The organism is Hymenobacter sp. BT559, assembly GCF_016427535.1.
Classification (GTDB): Bacteria; Bacteroidota; Bacteroidia; order Cytophagales; family Hymenobacteraceae; genus Hymenobacter.
Genome location: NZ_JAELXV010000003.1, coordinates 376,233 through 398,748, shown reverse-complemented (window position 1 = coordinate 398,748; position 22,516 = coordinate 376,233). Strand labels below are relative to the sequence as shown.

Annotated in this window: 11 protein-coding genes; all 11 read right to left on the bottom strand. The window is 60.9% G+C overall.

Annotation, left to right across the window (positions count from 1 at the left end):
• Positions 1-22: 22 nt before the first annotated feature.
• The gene (locus JAO77_RS12475) at positions 23-2,287 is read right to left on the bottom strand and encodes a M60 family metallopeptidase (RefSeq protein ID WP_198990703.1); all 2,265 of its coding nucleotides are present in this window, start codon (positions 2,285-2,287) and stop codon (positions 23-25) included.
• Between the two features lie 215 nt (positions 2,288-2,502).
• Positions 2,503-4,065 (bottom strand): alpha-N-arabinofuranosidase, encoded by a 1,563-nt coding sequence (locus JAO77_RS12470; RefSeq protein WP_198990702.1) that lies wholly within the window; start codon positions 4,063-4,065, stop codon positions 2,503-2,505.
• Between the two features lie 182 nt (positions 4,066-4,247).
• Entirely contained in the window at positions 4,248-6,209 is a 1,962-nt protein-coding gene (locus tag JAO77_RS12465) for an alpha-L-arabinofuranosidase family protein (RefSeq protein ID WP_198990701.1), read from the bottom strand.
• A 4-nt stretch (positions 6,210-6,213) separates the two neighbouring features.
• On the bottom strand, positions 6,214-8,271 hold the full coding sequence (locus tag JAO77_RS24145; protein ID WP_235998398.1) for a glycoside hydrolase family 88 protein: 2,058 nt from the start codon (positions 8,269-8,271) through the stop codon (positions 6,214-6,216).
• A gap of 160 nt (positions 8,272-8,431) precedes the next feature.
• Positions 8,432-10,828, bottom strand: coding sequence for a glycoside hydrolase family 31 protein (locus JAO77_RS12455; RefSeq protein WP_198990700.1), 2,397 nt, complete (start codon positions 10,826-10,828; stop codon positions 8,432-8,434).
• A 76-nt stretch (positions 10,829-10,904) separates the two neighbouring features.
• Positions 10,905-12,974, bottom strand: coding sequence for a glycoside hydrolase family 127 protein (locus JAO77_RS12450; protein WP_198990699.1), 2,070 nt, complete (start codon positions 12,972-12,974; stop codon positions 10,905-10,907).
• Positions 12,975-13,242: 268 nt separating this feature from the next.
• The gene (locus JAO77_RS12445; protein WP_198990698.1) at positions 13,243-14,232 is read right to left on the bottom strand and encodes a family 43 glycosylhydrolase; all 990 of its coding nucleotides are present in this window, start codon (positions 14,230-14,232) and stop codon (positions 13,243-13,245) included.
• 9 nt (positions 14,233-14,241) lie between these two features.
• Positions 14,242-16,287 carry a DUF2264 domain-containing protein gene (locus tag JAO77_RS12440; protein WP_198990697.1) on the bottom strand — a complete coding sequence of 682 codons (2,046 nt, stop codon included), beginning with the start codon at positions 16,285-16,287 and terminating at the stop codon, positions 14,242-14,244.
• Positions 16,288-16,381: 94 nt separating this feature from the next.
• Entirely contained in the window at positions 16,382-17,968 is a 1,587-nt protein-coding gene (locus JAO77_RS12435; RefSeq protein WP_198990696.1) for a RagB/SusD family nutrient uptake outer membrane protein, read from the bottom strand.
• A gap of 35 nt (positions 17,969-18,003) precedes the next feature.
• Complete coding sequence (locus JAO77_RS12430; protein ID WP_198990695.1) at positions 18,004-21,018, bottom strand: SusC/RagA family TonB-linked outer membrane protein; 3,015 nt, start codon at positions 21,016-21,018, stop codon at positions 18,004-18,006.
• Between the two features lie 317 nt (positions 21,019-21,335).
• Positions 21,336-22,490, bottom strand: coding sequence for a glycoside hydrolase family 43 protein (locus JAO77_RS12425; protein WP_198990694.1), 1,155 nt, complete (start codon positions 22,488-22,490; stop codon positions 21,336-21,338).
• Between the last annotated feature and the right edge of the window lie 26 nt (positions 22,491-22,516).

The window sequence follows — 22,516 nt, the reverse complement described above, 5'->3', positions numbered from 1 at the left end:
ACCCACCTAGGGCCGCCGTTTCCTATTTTTTCTGCATCTCGGTAGGCAGCCAGGTGGGATAGTTGGCTACCCGTTGGGCGGCTTCCTCCCCCACCGGCACCCGCCACTGGGCAAAGAAGGGACCTAGGTTGCGCCGCGTGGCCGTGCTGATGGCCGAAAACCAGTAGTCGCGCTTGGCGGCCTCGGTGGCCGGGTACTGGCTGCGCGGCAACTGCCGGTACTGCCGATACACCTGCTCGATGGGTTCCCAGCCAAAGGCGTCTATCAGCTGCACGTACATAGCCAGGGCTAGTATGGGGTCGGCCTTCCACTTCTCGAAGGAAGGTGAGCTGTCTAGGTATCTCTTTACTTCCTCAGCTACTTGCTGCTTGCTGCGTAGCCGCTCGTGGTTGTTCGTATACAGTCCCTTGTGCAGCAGCTTATCAAACACATACCTCGTGTACAGGTTGACGCTGACCTCGCTCAGTCCGTCAAAGTCAATGCCCAAAAACTGGTGCCGGTGCCCTATCTCGTGGAAGTGGCCCCACGAGCCATTTTTCCACATAAAATCCGCGTCCAGCATGTGCGCACAGCTCTCGTCGTCGGGCACAAAAATGCGGTCAATACCTGTAGCCATATAGGCCCCGTCCGGCAACTGCTGGTCTACAACGAGGCGCTCGGGATGGCCGCGGGGCGCGGGGAGGGCGGCCAACTTGGCATTAGTAGCCAGCACAGCATCCCAGAACGTTAATACCTTGGCCGGGTCGTCGAGGGCACGGATGCGCGCCGAGGGCACCGTCAGGCTGATGTTGTTGCTCACCAACTCGGCCCAGGGCGCGGGGTACTGCCGGATGGTCTTTTGCCACTCGGCAAGGCTGGTTTTACCAAGCTCGAAGCGCGGGGCCCGCACGGCTCCTTCCACCTTAATGCGCAACTCCTTCAGCGAAGACGTATCGGGGATATTTACTAGCAGCGCGCCGCCGTAAGGCGAGTAGATTTCGGTGCGTCCCGGTTTCAGCTCGAAGCGGCGCGTCAGGTCAAAGGGCTCGCGGGTAAAGCGCTGGTTGTTTGTTAAATCGACGCTATGCACACCAATCTGAGCCGCCAGCTGGTGCCTCGCGTCCTTGGCGGCCAAGTAAATAACTACCTTTTCGCCGGGCGCCACGTACAGGCCCGTGCCATGCGCCAAGCGGTAGCCTGGCCTCGGCTCCACCACCCCATTGGTGCCCACGCGCACAGGCAGCACTAACTCAGTAGTAAGGCGAGGCGCTGCGGCCGGCACGGGCCCCGGAAACGTGGCCGCGGCGGGCGCCACGTAGGCCGGGTCAGGGTGCTCGCGCAGTTGGTTTTCCCGCAATAGGTGCTGGAGCATGTAGACTGAATAGTTGCCGCCCACTTTCACTGGTTTTTCAGGCGTGGGCACCAACAGCGAATCGGGTCGGTAGTGCGCTACTTGCCTGATTCGCCGCTGAATGGGCGCGTCAGCCGGATTCAGTGCTAAGACTTGCTCTAGGGTATAGTTGAAGATATAGCCCCCCTTCATTGGGGCGAGTGGCATCTGGTAAACCTTTTCCTCCACACTTGCCAGCATGTTACGAATACCCAAATACGGTGGCACGGGGCCGGCAAGCAGGTGGGTGGGCTTAGCATAACGCATGGTGAAGTAATCACTTTGCATCAGCCCAGCTTTGCGCAGCAGTTGATTAAATCGCGCTTCAGACTGCTTTTGGGCGGGCGTATGCGGCCCATTAGGCAGCGGGTAAGCGTAGAGCAACGTGCCGCCTCGGCGTACAAATCCCTCAATGCGGCGCACCGTGGCCGTATCAGTTACCTCTTGGCTTAGCAGCAGCACATCGGCCGAAGGGTCGAGCGCACCGGCCGTACCCACCAGTTTGGCCCGCCCCTGCTGGGTCATAAAAGTGGTGAGAGCGGCATCACCGCCCCATACCTGCACGCGCTTGTGGCGGGCACTGCTGCCCCAGCTCAAGCAATTTAGCAACAGCTGCCGCACCTCGGCCTGCTGCACCAGTGGCTGATGAAAATACGCGGGCGTGCTAAACGCCAGTAGCTTACCCTGCCCTAGCCGGCCGCTAGCCAAGGCAATGAGCTGAAGCGACTGGTTGAGGTCATCCGGGTTAGCTTCGACTGTGAGAATAATCTCGGGCTGCTCGTTGAGGGTAATCGTGGTTGCCATAAAATCTGGCTCGACGGGTGTGGGCAGCTTGCCCACGCCTTGCAGCAGCACAGCTTTGTCGAGGCCTTGCGCGGCCAGCGAGCTGGCTTGGCCCACCACGAGCACCAGCCACATAACCCAAAATAACTTCCTAGGACTCGGCATAAGCGATTGCTTTTTACTGGTTCATACTTGGCCGTGCACGCTCTGCGGCGCAACACCGACCATCATTGCCATCTACTGAGCCACTTCCACTGTCTAGCGTTGCAGAGACGCCACTACCACTACGCGCTCGCTTAACGTAGCAATGGCTGGTCTACTCACCCTAGGGCGAGCAGACCAGCCATTGCTTACTTCAGTTCTACCACTACTACCGACTTGGGCGGCAGGGTCACGGCTAGCTTGTCGCCCTTCTTCTTGGCGCCTTTGAAGTCGGCTAGCTTGATGTTGTTGGGCTTGTCGAAGGTGTTATAGTCGCTCACGCTAGCCGAGGTCAGCATGCGGCCGGTCACGGTTTTGAAGCTCACGCCGGGCAGAGCGGTTTCGAGAGTGAGCGCGTTTTTGGGGTCGAGGTTGACCAGCGAAATGTGCACCGCGCCGTTTTTGTCTTTCGAAGCCGAGGCATTCAGAGCCGGGATTTTTTCGCCACCTAGAGTATAGTCGGGGCTAGTGAATTGCAGGGGTAAGTACTGCGCATCCTGGTGCACTTGGTAGAGGTCGAAGACGTGGTAGGTAGGCGTGAGCAGCATCTTCTCCTTGTCGGTCAGCACCAAGGCTTGCAGCACGTTCACGGCCTGTGCGAGGTTAGCACCCTTCACGCGGTCGCAGTGGTTGTTGAAGATGTTGAGGGTAGTGCCGGCCAGCAGGGCGTCGCGCAGGGTGTTTTGCTGGTAGAGGTGGCCGGGGTTAGTGCCGGGCTCTACGTCGGTCCAGATGCCCCACTCATCCACGAGCAGCGCCACGCGCTTGTTCTTGTCATACTTGTCCATGATGGCGGCGTGCTTGGCCACTATGGCGTCCATGCGCAGGCCGTTGCGCATAGTGTTGAAATACTCCTGCTCGCCAAAACCGGTGGCTTTGCCCTTGCTGCCGCTCCAGCTGCCGGTGGGCAGCGTGTACTGGTGCAGCGTGAGGCCCCACATCTGGTTGAGCGGGATGTTTTTCATGCAGGTCTCGGTCCAGTTGGCGTCGTCGCCGTTGGCGCCGCTCACGATTTTCTTGAGGCGGGTGCCAGGGTAGTCGTGGGCGAAGGTGGCGTAGCGCTTGTACACGTCGGTGTAGTACTGGGCCGTCATGTTGCCGCCGCAGCCCCAGCTTTCGTTGCCGATGCCCCACCACGATACCTGATAAGGCTCGGCGTGACCGTTTTTCTTACGCTCCTGCACCATGGGGGTGTCCTCGTTCGAGTTGAGGTACTCCATCCAGTTGCTCATTTCTTGCACGGTGCCGCTGCCCACGTTGGCGGCCAGGTAGGGCTCGGTGCCGAGCAAGCCGCACAGCTCTAAGAATTCGTGCGTACCGAAGCTATTGTCCTCTAGCGTATTGCCCCACCACAAGTTCAGCATCTTGGGGCGCTGAGCGGTGGGCCCCACCCCATCGTGCCAGTGGTAAGTGTCGGCAAAGCAGCCGCCGGGCCAGCGCAGGTTGGGCACGTGAATTTTCTTAAGTGCGTCCACAATATCCATGCGGATGCGGCCCTGCTTGGGCACGTTCATACCGGGCTCAACCCAGAAGCCGTCGTAGATGCAGCGCCCTAGGTGCTCGGCAAACTGCCCCTGAATGTGCTTGCTCACAATGAGCTTGGGGTCGCCGGGCTGCACGGTCATTTGCACAGTTTGGGCCTGGGCAGCGGCTAGTGGCGCAGCTAGGCCAAGCGCCGCGAGGGTGAGGCGACGAAAGGAAGAAGTGGGCATAGGTGGGGGTGGTTGTGGAAATGGAAGAATGTTTTGATTAGTTAATTAAGCCTCTGACAAAAGCCGCTTGTCATTGCGAGCGCAGCGAAGCAATCGCTCAGGACGAGCCGTTCGGGTTCCGCTCAGGTGCGATTGCTTCGCTGCACTCGCAATGACAGGTGACCTTTGCATTGACTTTATACTCAGCGCTTGCCGCGCAGCCTGATTACCGTTAGCGAGTATGGTTGCGCCTCGTAGGAGAAGCGCAACTTTGCTTTGTAGGCGGCAGTTTTTGGCATCACTGTGTTGGGGCTGGCGAAGGTATTTTTCGCGTCCTTATCGCCGGTGAACACGGTACGCGTAGCGGCCATATTCAGCCCCTTCAAGCCCGACAAATCGACTTGGAATGGCTGGGCGGTGGCGCTGGCGTTCACCAGCTTCAGAATTACGTCGCCGGTTTTGGCGTCGCGCACGCAGGAGGCGGCCACGGTGGTGTCGGCCACAGCGCCGGCGGGCGGCGCTACTACGCCAGCTACGTAGTCGGTGCCCTGGTTCTGGCCAAAGAGCTGCTGCACGTAGTAGTTCACGGTGGGTACTACCGTGCTATTGTTGAAATAGATGAGGTCGGGGTTCCACTGCGTGTGGCCTTCCTTGGCCAGCAGGGGCGCGTAGCTGGCCAGGCGCACCACGTCGCCGTTGCGCTCCAAGGAGGTCATGTAGGCGGCCTCGGCCACGGCGTTGAAGAGAGTGTTACCCCACGAGGCGTACTCGCCTAAGTACACCTTGGGCTTTTTGCGGTCGTAAGTATCGTAGCGCCGGTTATTGGTCAAAAACCACTTGGGCTTTTCGTAGTAGTGCTCGTCCACGAGCGGCACGTTGAGCTGGCCGGCCAGTGCCCAACCCTTGTCGTAGTCCTCGCCTTTAGGCGAGGGCCCTACGGTGCCAATCACCTGCATCTTAGGGTACTTGGCGTGCACGGCGGTGTAAATCATCTTGAACCGCTCCTCAAAGCCCTCCGTGATTTTGTCTTCGTTGCCGATGCCGACATACTCTAGGTTGAAGGGCGCGGGGTGGCCAGCCGCGGCGCGCTTGGCGCCCCAGGTCGAGGTGGCCGGGCCATTGGCATATTCTATCAGGTCGAGCACGTCTTGGGTGTAGGCGGCCATATCGGCCAGCGGAATGCACTGCTGCCCTACCCCGCCGATGCGCCACGAGCCGCCCGAGTTCTGGCAGCTTACACCGGCCGGCACCACGGGCAGTGCTTTGGCCCCGATGTCTTCGCAAAACTGGAAGTACTCGAAGTACCCTAGGCCGGCCGTTTGGTGATAGTTCCAGATGTTGCGCTGAGCCACGCGCTGCTCCACTGGCCCTACAGTTTTTTTCCAGTCATACATGTTATCCAGCCCATCGCCGTGGGCCAGGCAGCCACCCGGAAAGCGCACGAACTTGGGCTTGAGGTCGGCGATTACTTGGGCCAGGTCGGGCCGCAGCCCGTTGGGGCGGTTGTAGAAAGTCTTTTGCGGAAACAGCGACACCATATCCAGGTCTACCACGCCCTTGCCGGTGGCCAGCACTACGAGGCTAGCTTCGGGCTCGGCGGCCGGGGCCGTGAAGGTGGCGCGGTACTGCTGCCAGCCGGCGGACTGGGCCGACAGCGTAGTTTCGGCCAGCACCTTGTCTTTTTTATCGCGCAGCTGCACCAGCAGGGGCACGGCCGCGCCCGACTTCACCCGCGCCCACAGCGAGAAGTCGTACTTCTCGCCCGCTTTCAGCGCAATGCCATCAAAGCCGTTGTTTTTCAGCCCTAGGCCATTCTGAAAGGGATTTTCGATGCGCAGCTGCACGTAATGCGGGTTGTTGGCATGCAGCGGGGCAGCACTTTCTACCGACACGCTGCCCATGGCGTAGCCATCGTGCAGGTAGTCCCAGCTGGTGAGCGAGTGCCAGCCGCCATGGTCGCTGGGCGAGTACTCAAACGAGCGGTTTTGCACCAGCTCGCCGTACAGCCCGCCGTCGGCGGCGTAGTTGATATCCTCGAAGAAGATGCCGAACAAGTCGGGGCTGATGGCCTTGGCAATGGGTTTGGCCTGGCCCGCCGCTAGCAGCGGCGCGGCCAGTACGGCCGCGCACAGCAGCGACCGCAGGGAGGGAAGAAGAGTAATCAACGCGTTATTTTTTAGCGGTGAAGTGATACATTTCACTGGCAGCCAGCAGGAACGCGCCGACTCCGAAGTTGGCCGTCGAGTTCTTGTCCACCACCTGGCCCGGAATAGCTTTCTCGCCGATGGGCTGCACGTAGCCCACGGTGCCATCGGGCTGCACGGCGGTGGTAGTGAGGTACTGCCAGCCGCGCTGGGCAGTGGGCAGGTACTCGTTACGGTCGAGCACGCCGTGGTTGATGCCCCACAAGTAGGCGTAGGTATTGAAGGCGGTGCCGCTGGTTTCGGGACCAGGGGCGTGGGCGGGGTCAAGCAGGCTGCGCGTCCAGTAGCCCTCGGGCTGCTGGGCTTTTTTGAGGGCGGCGGCCAGCCCTAGGTACTTGGTGAGGTACTCGGCGCGGTGCGGGTCGGTGGCGGGCAGGTCGGCCAGCACTTTAGCCAGGCCGGCGAAAACCCAACCGTCGCCGCGCGCCCAAAAGTCCTTCTGGCCGTTGGCCGATTTGTGCTGGGGGTACACGTATTTGGCGTCGCGGTAGTAGAGGCCGGTTTCGGCGTCGTACATGATGCTGTTGGCGTAGCCGAAGTACTGGTGCAGCTTGTCGAGATACTGCGGGTTTTGAGTGATGTTGTAGAGCTTGGTCATCACGGGCATTACCATGTAGAGGCCGTCGGCCCACCACCAGTAGTCGCTGCGCGTGGTGCTCATTTCGTACTCCATCACCTCGCGGGCGCGGGCAATGCGGATGGGCTCGCGCTTGAGCTTGTAGAGGTCGGCATAGGTCTGGAAGCAAATCTGCCAATCGCCAAACAACACGTGGTCAGGCGTTTCGCCGTAGGTGTATTTCCAGTCGTCGCGGTCGGTCGAGGTGGCGCCCTGCCACTTGTTGTGCACGGCCCAGTCCTCGGCATACTGGTGGTACTTCTTGTTTTTGGTCACGCCAAAGGCGGCCATGTTACCGGTCTGGTAGGCGGCCTCATCCCAAAACGAGCGCACCTGGGGCGTATGGGTGGCCTGCCAGTGGTCGTTTACTTTGGTGATGAGCGCCAGTACGTCAGCCTTCTTGGTCGGAGCAAGCCCTAGGTTGCCGCCGCTGGCCCAGCGCTTGGTAAGGCGCGCCGCCTCGGCGGCCGTAATGGGCAGCACGGTGCCGTGCCGCGGGTGAAAATCCATGCTGATGTCCTTGTCTACCACCTCAAAGCGCTTGAGGTCGCTGGTGCGGGTAAACTGGTACTTGCCCTTGGTGTAGAGGTCGTACATCAGGATGTAGTCGTTCGAGTTGTTGAGCTTGAAGGTGCCGGCGCCCTCTACTGGGTCCTTGGTTTGCTGGACGTAGTTGTCGCGCAGCACGTAACCGCTGGTGAGCTTGTCCGACACAGCGATTTTGATGCCGTTGCCGTTGCCCTCGGTCTTAAAAAACAGGTAGTAAAGGCCGTCTTTGGCCACGATGTCGCCGTCGATGCACGAGCCGTTGGTGGGCGAGAAAAACAGCTGCTTGGGCTCGCCTTCTAGGTCGGTGAAATCCTTATTAGCGTAGGCGTAGTAGATTTTATCGGGCTCCGAGCCGTGCTGCAATGAGAAGTACACCAGGTACTTCTTGGCCTGCGGGTCGTAGATAGTTTGCGGCGCCCACACGCGCTTCAGGTTTTCCTGGCCAGTGTAGCGCTTCTGAAAATTGATGGCGCTGTGCGTCCAGTTCACCAGGTCCTTCGACTTTAGCAGCACCATGCCGCGGTTCGAGCTCCAACCCTTGGCCGACACCATGTCGGTGGCCACCATGTAGAAGGTCTTGCCATCGGCCCCGCGCAAAATGTGTGGGTCGCGCACGCCGCCCGTCTCGCTGATGGTAGCCGAGCTAACCACCGGCTGATTGCCATTGAGGGCGCGGTAGTGGTAGCCATCGGTGCTGAGCGCGAAGCGGATAGCTTCTTCCTTAATGTCGTTGCCGGTGAAATATGCGAAGAGGTAAGCGCTGGTTGGGTCGGCTTTCAGAGGCTTGGCGGCCGCTGGCGCGGCCACGGCACCTAGGGCGCTAAGGAGCAGGAATAGTAGGCGAAGGGGACGTTTCATCAAGTGGATAAAGAGGAATATGTAAAGCTTGGCTGGCCCATAAGCAGTTTAGATAAGTAAAAATCGACTGTCATTGCGAGCGCAGCGAAGCAATCGCACCTGCATGGCTCGTCTGGATGAGATTGCTTCGCTGCGCTCGCAATGACAGTCGATTTTAATTTTAAAGCTTCACCGTCGTTTTCTGGCCAGCATATTTCACGTCCTTAGCAGGCGCATCATCGGCGCCTATGCCGGTGCCGTGCTGCTCATCAACCAGCACCACGCGGAAGGTGCGCGCCTGCTGCATGCCCGGAAAGCTGCCCGCGCGATTCTCGAAGGTGAGCTGCCGGGCTTTGTCGTCCCAGCGCATTTTTATCGTGGCAAAGGCGCCCTTTTCGTAGTTATAGTTGTCATTCTCATCCTCATAGAGCGTGAACTCGCCGTTGGCACCGGGGTACACGCGGATTTCAAGCGGGGCATCCGCCTTCTCGCCGGTGTACTGCTGGCGCGGCCCTAGGGGCAGCACCGAGCCGGCGCGCACGTAAAGCGGCATGATATCAATGGGCGTTTCGCGCTGCACGGTGCTGCCGCCCGTCTGGCGCTTGCCGGTCCAGAAATCGAACCAACTGGCGCCGGCCGGCAGATACACCTCCACCCCTTTCGTTTTCGAGAAGTCGGGCGGTACGGGCACGTTTCTATCGGGCCGGTTCACGTACTGTGCCTCCGTGACGGGGCGCACCAAAAAGGCGGGGCCGAACATGTATTCGCTGCCCATATCAGTCACCTTCGGGTCGTTGGCAAAATCCATCGCCAGGGCGCGCATGGGCGTGCCAGCGCGGCTAGTCACCTGCCACATCAGCGAGTAGAGGTAGGGTTGCAGGCGGTAGCGCAGGTCGATAAACTTGGCTTGCGAGTCGAACGCCCAAGTGCCGCGCTCGCCGAACTGGTAGATTTCGCGGGGCGTGTACTCGCCGTGGCTGCGCATCATGGGCGTGAGGGCCGCGAACTGCTGCCAGCGCGTGTACAACTCCTGAAAAGCCGGGTCTTTCACGCCCTTGGGGTACTGCCCACTGGGGAAAAAGCCGCCGATGTCGCTGTTCCAGTACGGGAAGCCCGTCAGGCTGAGGTTGAGGGCAGCCGGGATTTGCTTGGCTAGCACGTCCCAGCGCGAGTCTACGTCGCTCGACCACACCATGGTGCCGTAGCGCTGCTGCCCGGCAAAGGCCGAGCGCGTGAGGATGAACACGCGCTTATCGCTAGTAGCCTGGCGCTGATGCTCATAGACGCCGCTGGTGGCCACGAGCGGGTAGGCATTGCGCACGCGGCGGAAGCTACCTAGGGCCGTTTCATTGTCATCGTCGGTGTCAAAGGGCTGGAGCTGGTCGGGCTCGGTGGCGTCCATCCACCAAGCATCCATGCCGAGCTTGAAGATGCCCTGGTTGAGGTACTTCCAGTAAATGTCGCGGGCGGCGGAGTCGAAAGCATCGTACACCTTCACGTGCGGCGTGCGCGGCCACGTGATGAAGTCAAAGAGCATGTCCTTGCTGGCCAGCTCCTGGTAAGGCTTGCTTTTCTTGCCAAACGAGGGCCAAACGGAAATCATCTGGTGGGCGTGCAGCGCGTGCACGCGGTCTACCATGGCCTGCGGGTTAGGAAACTTGGGGTTGTTGAAGGCCATGTCGTTCCAGAGGTCGTTGTCCTCGCCCCAGTACTGCCAGTCCTGCACAATGCCATCGAGGGGCACGCCTAGGGCGCGGTATTTTTCGACCACGCCCACGGTTTCATCCTGGCTTTTGTAGCGCTCCTTACTTTGCCAAAAGCCTAGGGTCCAGCGCGGAAACATGGGCGCCTGCCCCGTCAGCTGACGGTAGCGGGCCACCACGCCATCGGCAGTGCCCTGGCCGTTGAGCAGGTAGTAATCGACACAGTCGCCAATCTCCGAATCGAAGACCGTGCCGGCGGCCGCGTCGCTGAAATTAGTGGTCGAGTAATTGTCCCAGAGTACGCCGTAGCCCTTGCCCGAGTGCAGCACGGGCAACGCGATGTCCAGGCTTTTCTGCTTCATCAGCACTTTCTGGCCGCGGTAGTTGAGGTGGCCATCCTGGTGCTGGCCCAGGCCGTACACGGCCTCGCCCGGCGCCAGCTGAAACACCTGCCGTACGCGGTAGGTGGCAGCACCTAGGTCCTTCTTAGGAGTGAAGCGCGACCCTAGGGCCTGCTCGCTCAGCAGCGGCTGGCCCTTCGCCGTGCGAAAGCTTACCTGCCCGGTTTTCTCATTCACCACTACCTGGGTAGTGGGGCTGCTGATGGTCACCTGGCCATTTTTCTGGCTGTATTTCAGCTTGCCCGGCGCGGGCGCTTGCGTCACTACCAAGCTCTTTTTCGCTGCCTCCACGTTCTTGGGCTGCTTGAGCACGCGCACTATCTCGGGAGAGTAAAACTGCACCTCCACCGTGAGCGAATCGGTGCTGACCCGCAGGCCGGTAGCAGTGGGTTGGTACTGTTGGGCGTGAGCAGCGGCAGGCGCAAGCAGCAGCCCTAGGGCGGCCAGTGGCAAGAGACGGGGTAGATGCGTCAAAACGGGTGGGAATAAGTATAGTAAGCAATACTGCCCGCTGCGCTAGGCTAGGCCAGGCACGGCGGGCAGGTAGGCATTATTTGCTGCTGCCGGGCAGCGCAGTGGGGCGCGTCACGAGGTCCACGTCCAGCACCTGGGCCGGAAACCACACCGTCATTTCGCCCTTGCCGCGGTTGGCCCAGGCGTAGTACGGAATGGCCGTGAGGGTCTGCGGCACGGTTTGGATAGTGCTGGCGGCAGCATCTACCTGCACGGCGGGCACCGTGGCGGTGAGGGTCGTCACGCCATTGAGCAGCTCGGGGCGGTAGGCGGCGGTGAAGGTGGCCGTGGGCGGCACCACGAGGTTGCTGGCTTTGCCCTTATTGTCGGCCCACTCGGCACAGTAGATGACTGGGCCGCGCTGCAAGGCCACTTTCCCTAGGTCTTCTTTCACGTGGGGGTTGGCCACCACGCGGCGCACGTCCATGGGCAGGGTCATTTCGACCACGTCGCCTTTGCGCCACTTGCGCGGTAGCACGGCGTAGCCGTTGCGCAGGGTGTAGGCGGCGGGCTTGCCGTTTATCTTAATGACGACGTCGCTCTTAGCGGGCGTGGCAAAGGTGTAGAGGTCGGAGGGCATGGCCTCGCCCCGCGCCCAGCCGGGCACACGCACTAGCAGGTTGAAGTCGGTGCTGGCAGCTGGGTTTACTACGAATTTGAGGCCGCCGTCCCAGGGGTAGTTGTTTTGCTGGGTCAGCTGCACCGGCTTCTTGTTCACCGTGAGGTTGGCAGTGCTGCTAACGAAGAGGTTCACGTACAGGTCTTTGTCGTGCTGGCCGTACACGTAGCCGGGCAGGCTTGGAAAGAGCCGGGCCAGGTTGGTGGGGCAGCACGAGCAATCGAACCAGCCCGAGCGCGCCGCCTCGGTGTCTTTCGACCCTAGGCCGCCTTTTACTTGCATGGCATTGCTATAAAAGAACGATTTACCGTCCAGCCCCACCCCCGAAATCAGGCCGTTATACAGCACCTTTTCCATGATGTCGGCGTACTTGGCGTCGCCGTGCAGTTGAAACATGCGCTGGTTCCAGTACACGTCGGCTACCGAGGCGCAGGTTTCGTTGTAGGCCGTGGCGTTGGGCAGCTCGTAGTTGGCGCCGAAGCGCTCGCCGCCGCCCACCGAGCCGGTGCCGCCCTGCACATACATCTTCTTGGCCACCATGTTGTTCCAGATGGTATCCACGGCCGCCAGCAGCGGCTTGTCGCCGGTGAGGGCGGCTACGTCGGCCATGGCCGAGTACAGGTACTCGGCGCGCACGGCGTGGCCCACGGCCTCGGTCTGGGCGATTACGGGCTTGTCATCTTGCCAATACTGGCCGTTTTTCCACTCGTCCTGGCTTTTGGGGTCGTAGCCCTGGTACTTGCCACGCTGGTCGAGGAAGAACTTAGCCGTATTCAAGTACTTCGCCTGGCCGGTTACGCGGTAGAGCTTTACTAGCCCCATCTCCACAATCTCGTGGCCGGGCGCTACGGCACGGCGGCCGGGACCAAATACCGAGCACACGAGGTCGGCATTTTTGAGGGCGATGTTGAGCAAGTTTTTCTGGCCGGTGGCTTGGTAGTGCGCCACGGCGGCCTCGTAGAGGTGGCCCGAGTTGTAGAGCTCGTGGCTCAGCTCGCGCTCTTTTTCCCAGCGCTCTTTGCCGGCCCAGCTGTGCGGGTGGGCGGGGTCGATGGTGCGGGCCGTGTAGAGGTAGCCGTCAGGCTCCTGCGCGGCGGCCACCTTTTTGATGAGCGCATCGACGTACTCCTTCAAGTGCTCGTCGGGGTAAAGACTCAGCGAGTAGGACGCCCCCTCGATGGTCTTGTAGATATCGGTGTCGTCGAAGGGATACGTCGTGGCAAACTTGCCCGACTTAGCCGCCGCCATCTCAAAGTTCTTGACCCGGTTGGTAGCCTCGCAGCGCTGAAATGACGCTGGAATGGTAACGTCGGTATTAGTCTTGAGGCGCGGCAGCCAGAAGTTGTCGGTCAGCTTTACTTGCGTGAATAATACCGGCCGAATAGGATAGTCGGCTACGGCCTGGGCCTGAGCTGCCCCCGCAGCACCTAGGCAGAAAGACGCAGCAGCTAAGCGCTTTACTTGCTGAGTGAAAGAAGCGTAACGCATAGAACGAGTGGGGTGGGAAATAGAAGAAAGAGCTTACAGAAGACTACGCTAGCAACTAACGCAATCCTATGAGGGCAGCAATTTACACAATCGTTTGTGCATTGCAGACAAAAAAGAACAAATTGTTCTTTTTTGGGGCATTTTTTGTCAGCTTGTGGGTGGTAATCATTGCAATGGCAAGGTTACTAGTCAGCAGCACAAGGCAAAGACGTGGCAGGCCGCGTTGGGATGCGCGGCCCAGCGGCCCGCCACGTCTTTACTTCGGCACCTAGGGCCGCCGCTTAGCCGCTGCCTTGCGAATTTTAGCAGCCTTCACTGGCTCAAATACATTGACTGGCAATATATTACCGGTCGCATCGAAGCGCATGGCCGACACGCAGGTTTCGCGATTGAAGCCATCGCCGCCCGGAATAATAAAGCGGTGGTAAGCAATAAACCACTGGTCGGTGCCCGGCACCTGCACCACCGAGTGGTGGCCGGCGCCCTTCACCGGGCCGCGGCCGTGCAGCACGGGCGGGCCGCTGGCCTTCACCCACGGCCCCATGGGCGAGCTAGAGGTGGCGTAGGCCACCGAGTAGCGCGGGTCGCGGGTGTCGTACTCGCTCCACATGAGGTAATATTTGCCCTGGCGCTTGAGCACAAACGGGCCTTCGTTGTAACCCTCGGGTTTAAACTCGACCACTGTGGCGGGGTCGTAGCTGGTCATGTCGGCGTTCAGCTTCACCACGTGGCACTGGCCCTGGCCCCAGTAGAGGTAGGCGCTGCCATCGTCATCGACGAATACCATGGGGTCGATGGCCTGGCCGCGGTACACATCTTTGGCCACCAGCGGCTTGCCGATGGGGTCTTTGAAGGGGCCGGTGGGGCTATCGGCCACGGCCACGCCCACGCACTGGGCCGCCGTGTAGTAGAAGTAGTACTTGCCGTTTTTGGTGGCCATGGCCGGGGCCCAGGCATTGCGGTTGGCCCAGGTGAGGTCACGCGGCAAATCCAGAATGACGCCCTCCTTCTTCCACGTTTTCAGGTCCTTCGATGACCAGGCACTGAACGACTTAGCGCCCCAGCCCTCGATGCCGTCGGTGGTGGGGTACAGGTAGTAGGTGTCGCCAAAGGCCGCGATGTGCGGGTCGGCATTGGGACCGGGCAGGGCGGGCGGCAGCGCGTGCAGCGTGTCGGCACCTAGGGTCTTCTGAGCATGGCTGGTAAGGGTGGCTCCGCCCACCAGCAGGGCAGTCGTCAGCAAAGAGGTGATGCGCATGTACTTTACTTATTCGGTGTATTTCAATTCTTTGCGGCTACCATCGGCCATTGTCACAGTGGCCCCAGTGCCGCCCGCGGCGGGCCGCACCTGCCGCACGGGCAGCAGCTCGGCATCGGCGAAGGTAGTACCCGATTTTTTCCAGAGCAGCAGCGTAGCGTAGAGCTTGGGCCGGGCGGCGGGCGCAGTGCTACCTAGGGCATTGAGCACGGTGCTGGTGCGGGCGGCGGGGTGCAGGCCGGTAGCCTCCATGGCTTCTACCTGGTCCCAGCCACCTAGGGGCACTAGGGCCAGCTGGTAGGTGCCATTATCAATGATTTGTACCTCATGGCCTTTCACCTTGCGCGTGGTGCGCCGGATGGCGCCCGTGAGGGTAGGCAGGGCGTAGTGCCCTAGGCGCAGGGCAGTGGCCTCGGTGCTAGCGTTCTGGTCTACCCGCAGGATGCCGTTGGGCAGGGGCATTTCGGCCAGGTGCAGCTTGATATTCTTGTTGGTTTCGAGCTCGGCGTCGCGGTAATACACGCCGTCGGCGTACCGTCGGAAGGTGTACAGGCGCAGCGGCTCCCACTTGTCCTGCTTGTTTTTGAAGACGTAGTTCATGGCTACCTCGCCGCGGGGGCCATCGGCCTGCCACGGGAAGGCGCTGTTATAGCTCAGGCGGTTGTAGTTTTCGTCGCCGCGGTAGGGGTCGCTGGCCGGCTGGTGCGGCACGGTGCGAATTTCGGCCGCGCCTAGGTCGGGGTAATCGGTCACAAGGATGTTAGGCCCCGCCTCAAACTTGTTGGTCACCGTGCCGGGCTTGAACTCACTGCTCCACGGTCCTTCGTTTTCGGTGGCGGTCCAGAACGGACTATCGGCCGGCACTAGCAGGCCCAGAAAAGCCTTGGCCATCCAGAACACGCTGCCCCGGCAGCTATAGGGCTGCACGGCCGGCTCGAAGGCTCCATAGTACCCTAGGGTCGGAATGTTGTCCTGCAAGAAATCGGGGTGTTGCAAGAACTGGAGCATAGCCCCGGAGGCAATGCGCCGCATCCAGCCGAAGTTGGTGCCTGCCTCGGGCTGCAAACCCATGAGCGGAAACGGCACCACCGCCGCAAAGCGGTACGTGATGCTGCGGCCCCACATTACCATGCTTCCATCGCGCCCAAACTGATAGGGGTAAGTGTTCTTGAGCGGCGCGAAGTTCTCGGTTAGCTGCGCGGCCACCTGCGGGTACTGCTGGCGCCCGTAATACTCGCTCCAGAGCCGGCCATACATCTGGAAGGCCCACATGCTGTAGTAGTCGAAGCTGGGGTCGTCGTTGTACCAGCCCTCGCCCTTGTAGTGGGTCAGCTGCTTTTGAAGGTACTCTTCCAGCAGCTTTTCATTCACCTGGTAGCCCCGGCTTTTGTAGAAGCTGAGAATGAAGATGTTGAAGTAGCGCCAGTTTTGGGGCACGGTAGGCCCGTCGCCATAGCTGAGCATGGTGGCGGCCAAGGCCTTTTTGGTGGCAGCCGGTAGCGGGTCCCAGAGTATTTCGGGGGCAGCAAACAAGGCCACGCTCAGCCCACCAAACTCTACCAGGTTTTGGCTGGGGCCGCCGTTGGCGGCGCGGGGCGCAATGTAGCTGGGGCTGGCCGGGTCTACGAGCAGCGCCAGCTGGTGGCGGTAGTAGTCGCCCACTTTCACGCCGTTCAGCGTCAGGTTAGGGTCTTCCTTAAGCAGCGGCGCGGCCATAAACAGCGTGCGGCATAGGCCCTCCAGCTTTTCGGTGGGCACCTGGCTGGCCGAGCGGGGGTAGCTCTTGCCCGGCTGCTTCACAAACTGCATGGGGTCATCCAGGGTCCGCACGTAGCTGAAGGCCCCGCTTAGTAGGTAGCGAGCGGCATCTTGCCAGTGCCGGCGCGTGAGGCCGGTGTAGGGGCTCAGCTGCTTGTCGGGGTTTTTGACCTCGAAAGGCGGCAGCTTGGTGGCGGGCGGCGACACGTGCGTGTCGAAATAGGGGGCGGCCTGACCTAGGGCCCGGCCAGCCGGCACGGCGGCCAGCGCCCCGGCAACTAGCAATAGTATTTTCATGGGTGGGATGAAAGTAGTGGCCCAAATACAAAATGAGCCGGAGCCCGCCCTCTCCACAAGGCAGCCCCGGCTCGACCGGCAACTAGCCCACCAGCTAGTATCCGGGGTTTTGCGTCAACGTCCCGTTGGTGTTCAGGTCGATGCTCGTTTGCGGAATGGGCAGCAGCGCTTTCTCCTTGGTCAGACCAGTTACCGAAGCGCCGTTGAGGCGCAGGGTGCGCTCGACGAGCGTGCCGGTGCGCACCAGCGTGAGGCGGCGCTGCTCCTCCCCTATCAGCTCGCGCACGCGCTCATCGAGGATAAAGTTGAGCGTAATGTCGCTGGCGCTTACCTGGGCGGCTTTGGCGCGGGTGCGCAGCACGTTGATGCTGGCGGCGGCCCCGGCCGTGTTGCCTTGGTTAAACTGAGCCTCAGCCAGCAGCAGGTAGGTCTCGCCCAGGCGCATCATGGGAATGTCTTTGATGGTGCCGTAACCGAAGGGGTCGGCCGGGTTATACTGGTTCCACTTGGTGGTGTAGGGCGTGATATAGAAGATGGTGTCGGTGCCCTTGAGGCCGGTCACGCGCTTGCCGTAGAGGGCCGTTTGCGAGGGGTCGTTGTAGTAGAAGCGGCGGCGCAGGTTGTATTTCGAGTTGCGCATATCGGCGGCGGGGTTAGCCGGATACAGCTGGTAGTCGACCCAGTTGCTGAGGCGCATGCGCCCGATGCCGCGGCCGCCTAGCGAGTCGGCAATCACCATGCCCTTGATGTTGTAGTAGCCCGGCACCCACATGCGGCGATGCTGCGCATCGGTGGTGGCGCCCGGAATATTCAGCTGCTGCTCGATACCCCAGATAAGCTCGGTATTGCCCTGGCCCCGGCGCTGGTTGCCCACGATAAACATATCGGAGAAGTAGTCGCCGGGGGCGCTGGCGTTCACCCCGTAGCGGGCCGAAATCAGCTTGTACTGGCCGCCATTAATCAAGCTTTGCAGGGTGCTTTGGGCCAAGTCGTTCTTGCCCATGCGCAGGTACACCTGACCTAGGAGCTGCTGGGCAGCGCCCTGCGTAATGCGCCCCGAAGTGGCCTTACTGGCCGTGAACATACTGGGGATGGCCGTCGTCAGGTCTTTGACAATAAAGTCGTTGACCGTAGCCAGCGGGGTGCGCGTAAAGTCAGTGCGCGGCGAGGTTACGGGCGTGTCAATCAGGGGCACATCACCCCAGAGCGTGGCCAGGAAGTCGTAGGCGTAGGCCCGGTAGAAGCGCGCCTCGGCCGAGATGCGGTTCTTGTAGCCTTGGCGCACCGTATTGGGCGCCGTGGCTGCTGCCGCAATTATCTGGTTGGCATTGTTGATGGTGCGGTAGGCCCAGCTCCACATCACCGCCGCAAACTGGTCTTGCGAGTTCAGCAGCGTATAGTTGTAATAGGGAACCTCCACGCCCTGCACCTGGCCCGGAATGGCCACGTCGGTGCCTTCCTGCATGGCACCCAGCAGCCCCTGCTCGTTGGCGCGGGTGTACTGCTCGCGCACTACCGACTGCAAGCCGGCCATAGCGGCCTCGAACCCTAGGGAATCGACAAGAACAGTTTGGGGGGTGTAGAGCGAGGGGGGATTTTCATTCAAATAGTCCTTTTTGCAGGAGCTGAACAGCTGGGCTGTACCCAGCAGGCCTACAAAAGCTAAGGCAAGGCGTTTCATATATCGAATTGCTAAAATCGGGTGGGAAGAAATAGCTAGCGCAGGCTCACGTTGAGGCCAGCTACGATGGTGCGCACGTTGGGGAAGTTGGTGCCGCCGTTGCCGGTGCCGTTGCCCACGGTATAGCTCTGCTCGGGGTCCCAGCCCACCCAGGGCGACCAGGTGTAGAGGTTGCGCCCGCTCAGGTACACGCTGAGGTTACCTAGGTGCCATTTTTCCACCATTGTGGCCGGGAAGCTATAAGTCAGCGTCACGTCCTTGAGTCGGGTAAAGCTGCCGTTGCTGGCGTAGCCGTAGCCGCGAGAGTTGGTGAAGTTGAGGCCGGGGCGGTCCTGGCTGGCGTTTTGCGGCGTCCAGTAGCCAATTTCCTGCGGCAGGTTCACGCGGCCCCCTAGGTCGACAAAGTTGAGGTTGCCGTTGTTGCGCAGCACGCCCTGCACCGTCTGGAAGAACACGCGCAGGCTGATGCCTTTGTAGGAGAATGTGTTGGTGATACCACCCTGCCAGCTCGGGATGCTGGAGCCTAGGTAGGTCCGGTCGTTGCTGTCAATCTTGTTGTCACCGTTGAGGTCCGCAAACTTCAGGTCGCCGGGCTTGGCGCTGGCGTCGGCTTTGCTCACGTCCTCGCCCTGCTGCCACACGCCCGTTTTCACGTAGTCGTAGATGCCAAACAGCGGCCGGCCAATGAAGAGGCGGTTGCCAATGTCGTCGCCGCCGGTGCCATAAATCTGCAGCACCCGGTTGCGCACAGCCGAGGCATTAAGCGTCGTTTCCCAGGTGAAGTTTGAGTGCTGCACGTTCACCGTGGTCAGGGTGCCCTCCAGGCCCTGGTTGCGCACCGAGCCCACGTTGTCCAGAATCGAGCCGTAGCCCGAGATAATCGGAATCTGGCGGTTCAGCAGCAGGTCGGTGGTTTTGGCATCGTAGTACTCCACGGTGCCCGTAATGCGGTTTTGCAGGAAGCCAAAGTCCACCGCGTAGTTGGAGCTGGTAGTTTGCTCCCACTTCAGGTCGGCGTTGCCCAGAATGCCTGCCTGCAGACCCACTGTCGTGACACCATTGTAGGCGTACTGCACCTGGCTGAGGCCCGTGATAGTCTGATACGGGTTGATACCCTCGTTGCCAGTGGTGCCGTAGCTGAAGCGCAGCTTCAGGGCCGTAACCGCGCTATTATCTTTCAGGAAGGCCTCGTTGGCCACGTTCCAGCCCAAGGCCAGCGAGGGGAAAACCGCGTATTTGCTGGTATTAGCCCCGAACACCGTCGAGCCGTCGCGGCGGGCGGTCAGCGTCAGCAGGTAGCGGCTGTCGTAGTTGTAGTTGATGCGCGCCATCTGCGACACTAGCGCCCGGCGGTCGGCAGACGAACTAATGGTAGGCGGTAGTGAGCCCGAGCCGATGCCGTTGAAGCCGATGTTATCGTTGATGAAGCCACTACCGTTCTCGGTGGTGGTGAAGTAGGTGTTCTGTTGGGCGCTGTAGAGGCCCGTTAGGTCAACGTGGTGCTTGCCAAAGTCACGGGCATAGGTAGCAATGTTTTCGAGCGTGTAGTTGTAGCGCTCGTCGTTCACTAGCTGGGCATAGCCGTTGAGGTTGCCGAAAGCGCGGCCTTCGTAGTAGGCATAGCGGTAGGGCCGGTAGCCGAAGGTGGCGTTGAAGCGGTACTTCAGGCCCTTAACGGGTAAATCTACCTCGGCATAGCCCGTGCCGATAAGCTGGTTCACGCGGCTCTCGCGGGTAGTCGTCAGCGAGGCCAGCGGGTTTTTGATGAGCAACTCGGGCAGCTGCGGATACACCGTGTAAGTGCCGTCGGTATTGTACACGTTGCCGTAGGGGCTAGCCACCTGGGCCAGCGTCAGGTCGGCTCGCCCGCCACTGTCATTGTTGGTCGAGAAAAACGACGAGGTACCAATGCGCAGCCAGGGCGTAAGCGTGGCGTCGATGTTCGAGCGCAGGCTCACGCGCTGAAACTGAAAGCCTTTGAGTGTACCCTTCTGGTTGAAATACTCGCCCGACACGAAGTATTTCACATTGTCGGTACCACCCGAAATGGACACGTTATGGTCCTGAATGACGCCCTGCTGGCGAATTTCCTTCATCCAGTCTACCGTGCGGCCGGCCTGTAGGTTCACGACCTCCGCCGTATTGGGCAGCGGCTGGGTGGGCGTGAAGCCCCGCTGGGCCGCAAAGTCCTGGTACTTCTGGGCGTAGGCCTCGGGGCTGAGCGGGCGCAGCCGGTTTACTAGGTATTCGGGGCCAGCGTAGCCGTTGTAGCGGATTTCGGGCTTGCCCGTCTTGCCGCGCTTGGTAGTAATAAGAATAACCCCGTTGGAGCCGCGCGTGCCGTAGATGGCCGTCGAGCTGGCATCCTTCAGAATCTCAATTGAAGCAATGTCGTTGGGGTTAATGTCGTTGAGGTTAGTCGACACCGGCAGCGGCAGCCCATCCACAATGATGTAGGGGTTGGTGCTGGCCGTAATCGAGCGCACGCCCCGGATGTTGATATTGGGCTGCGCCCCGGGCACCGCCGAGCTTGTGGTGATGTTGACGCCCGCCACCGCGCCGGCCAGCGCCTGCGCCACGTTCGACACCGGGATTTTCTCAAGCCGGTCCTGCGGCACCGACACCACGGAGCCCGTCACGTCGGAGCGCTTCTGGGTGCCGTAGCCTACCACCACTATTTCATTTAGGTCTTGGGCATTGGCCACCAGCTTCACTTCGAAGGTAGTGCGGCTGCCCACTGCCAGCTCTTGCTTGACGTAACCTACCGACGAAATAACGAGCGTGGGCGTGGCCGTGCCGTCAGGGATGCGCAGCGTGAACTTGCCGTCGGCGTCGGTATTCGTACCTAGGGTAGTGCCCTTGAGCACAACCGTGGCGCCGGGCATGCCGTCGCCCTTCTCATCGAGCACCGTGCCGCTAATCGTAATGTCGGCCGCGGGCCGGGGTAGCGTGCGCAGCGCCTCATCGGGGCGAGCTACGTGGGGAACCGGGGCCGCTGCCACCGCCAGGGGCAGCAAGGCTCCGCACAGGAGTATAGACTTTGCCTGCATAGAGTTAATTAAATGGTCGCGGAAGCGGCCAGGGTGGGAGAAAAATAATCGCAGTGCAAAAGCAAGCGCCGCACCTACCTAGGTGGGTCGCAAGGCGGAGGAAAGTAGCACGCACAGTGGCGCTTAACCAGCGGCTAGTGTGGCCTTTGGATTGCCCAAAAGTATCGGGAGCAAACAGCGCCGAAGAGGGGTATTTTCAGGAAAGAGCAGGGCCTAATTCAACCTGCTAGCTTTTCGCAACGCTGCTCCTGTAGTGCCCACTACTATTTCCGGGCCTTTATCGCCCAGGCGGATGCATTCGTAAGCAATGCAGGTACCTAGGGAGCAACCACGGCTTTGGGCTGCGGCTGGTCAAATGCGGAAAGAGCCCAGCGGTCGGCCCAGCGCAGGCGGGGCTGGTCGCCTTCGAAGCGGAGGGGCAGCCAGATGTAGCCGCCGTCGATGGGGTTCTTGGGGGTCCAGCGGTCAGCCATAAAAATGAAGGCGTCTTTCTTACCCGCCACCGGCAGCAGGTAGGTGCTCTGCGAATGATAAGTAGAGTCGGCGTCGGGACCGGTAGCGGGGTTATCGAGCTGCTGCCACGGCCCCCAGATGGACGAGGCCACGAACGAGCGCGCCGCATTGGGGGCCCAGCCCGTGCAGCCCGACGTGAGGAGGTAATACTTGCCGCCACGCTTGCAGATGGCGGGCGCCTCGTTGTGCCCGGCCGGCGCAATGGTGTTCCACTTGCCCGTAAAGCCCTGGTAGTCGTCGGTAAGCTCGGCCACGTGCAGGGTCAAATTCTCCTCAGATGAGTGGATGTTGTAGGCCTTGCCGTCGTCATCGACGAAGATGGTCATGTCGCGGGCCATTTGGCCGGGCGTAAAGTCGCGCCGCACAAACAAGCCCTGGGTTACGGCAGTGCGCCACTCGGGCGTCCACCATTTCAGGCTGACCTCGTTGGGGACGGGCTGCTTCCACTCGTCTTTGAACCCTAGGGGCCACTGGCCGGCACCGGGCCGGTACGAGCGCACGTACTTATACGGCCCGGTGGCTTTGTTGCTCACGGCCACCGCGGTGCGGGCCGCTTCGTACCCTTTGCCCTTCAGCTCAAGGTGAAACCACATCACGTACTGGCCGGTCTTCTTGTTGAAGACCACCTTGGGGCGCTCTAGCACGCAACCTTTCTCAACTTCCGAACCCGAGCCTTCGGGCGCTACCGCAAAGGCAATGCCTTCATCCTGCCAGTTATACAGGTCTTTGGAGGAGTAGCAATGCACGCCCACCTGGGCACTGTTGCCCTTGGGGCCAGCTATTTTGTGCTCGCCAAACAGGTAGTAGCGGCCCTTATCGTAGAGCGCGCCGGCGCCGTGGGCGTTGAGGTGGGTGCCTTTGTTGTCGGGCCACGGCTGGCCGGGGGCGAAGGCCGTGCGCTGGGCCTGGGCCGTGCTGGCCAGGGCCAGTAGCGCCGCAAGCAAGGTATGCTTTTTCATGGCTGGGTGGGAAGCTGAGCACTGGC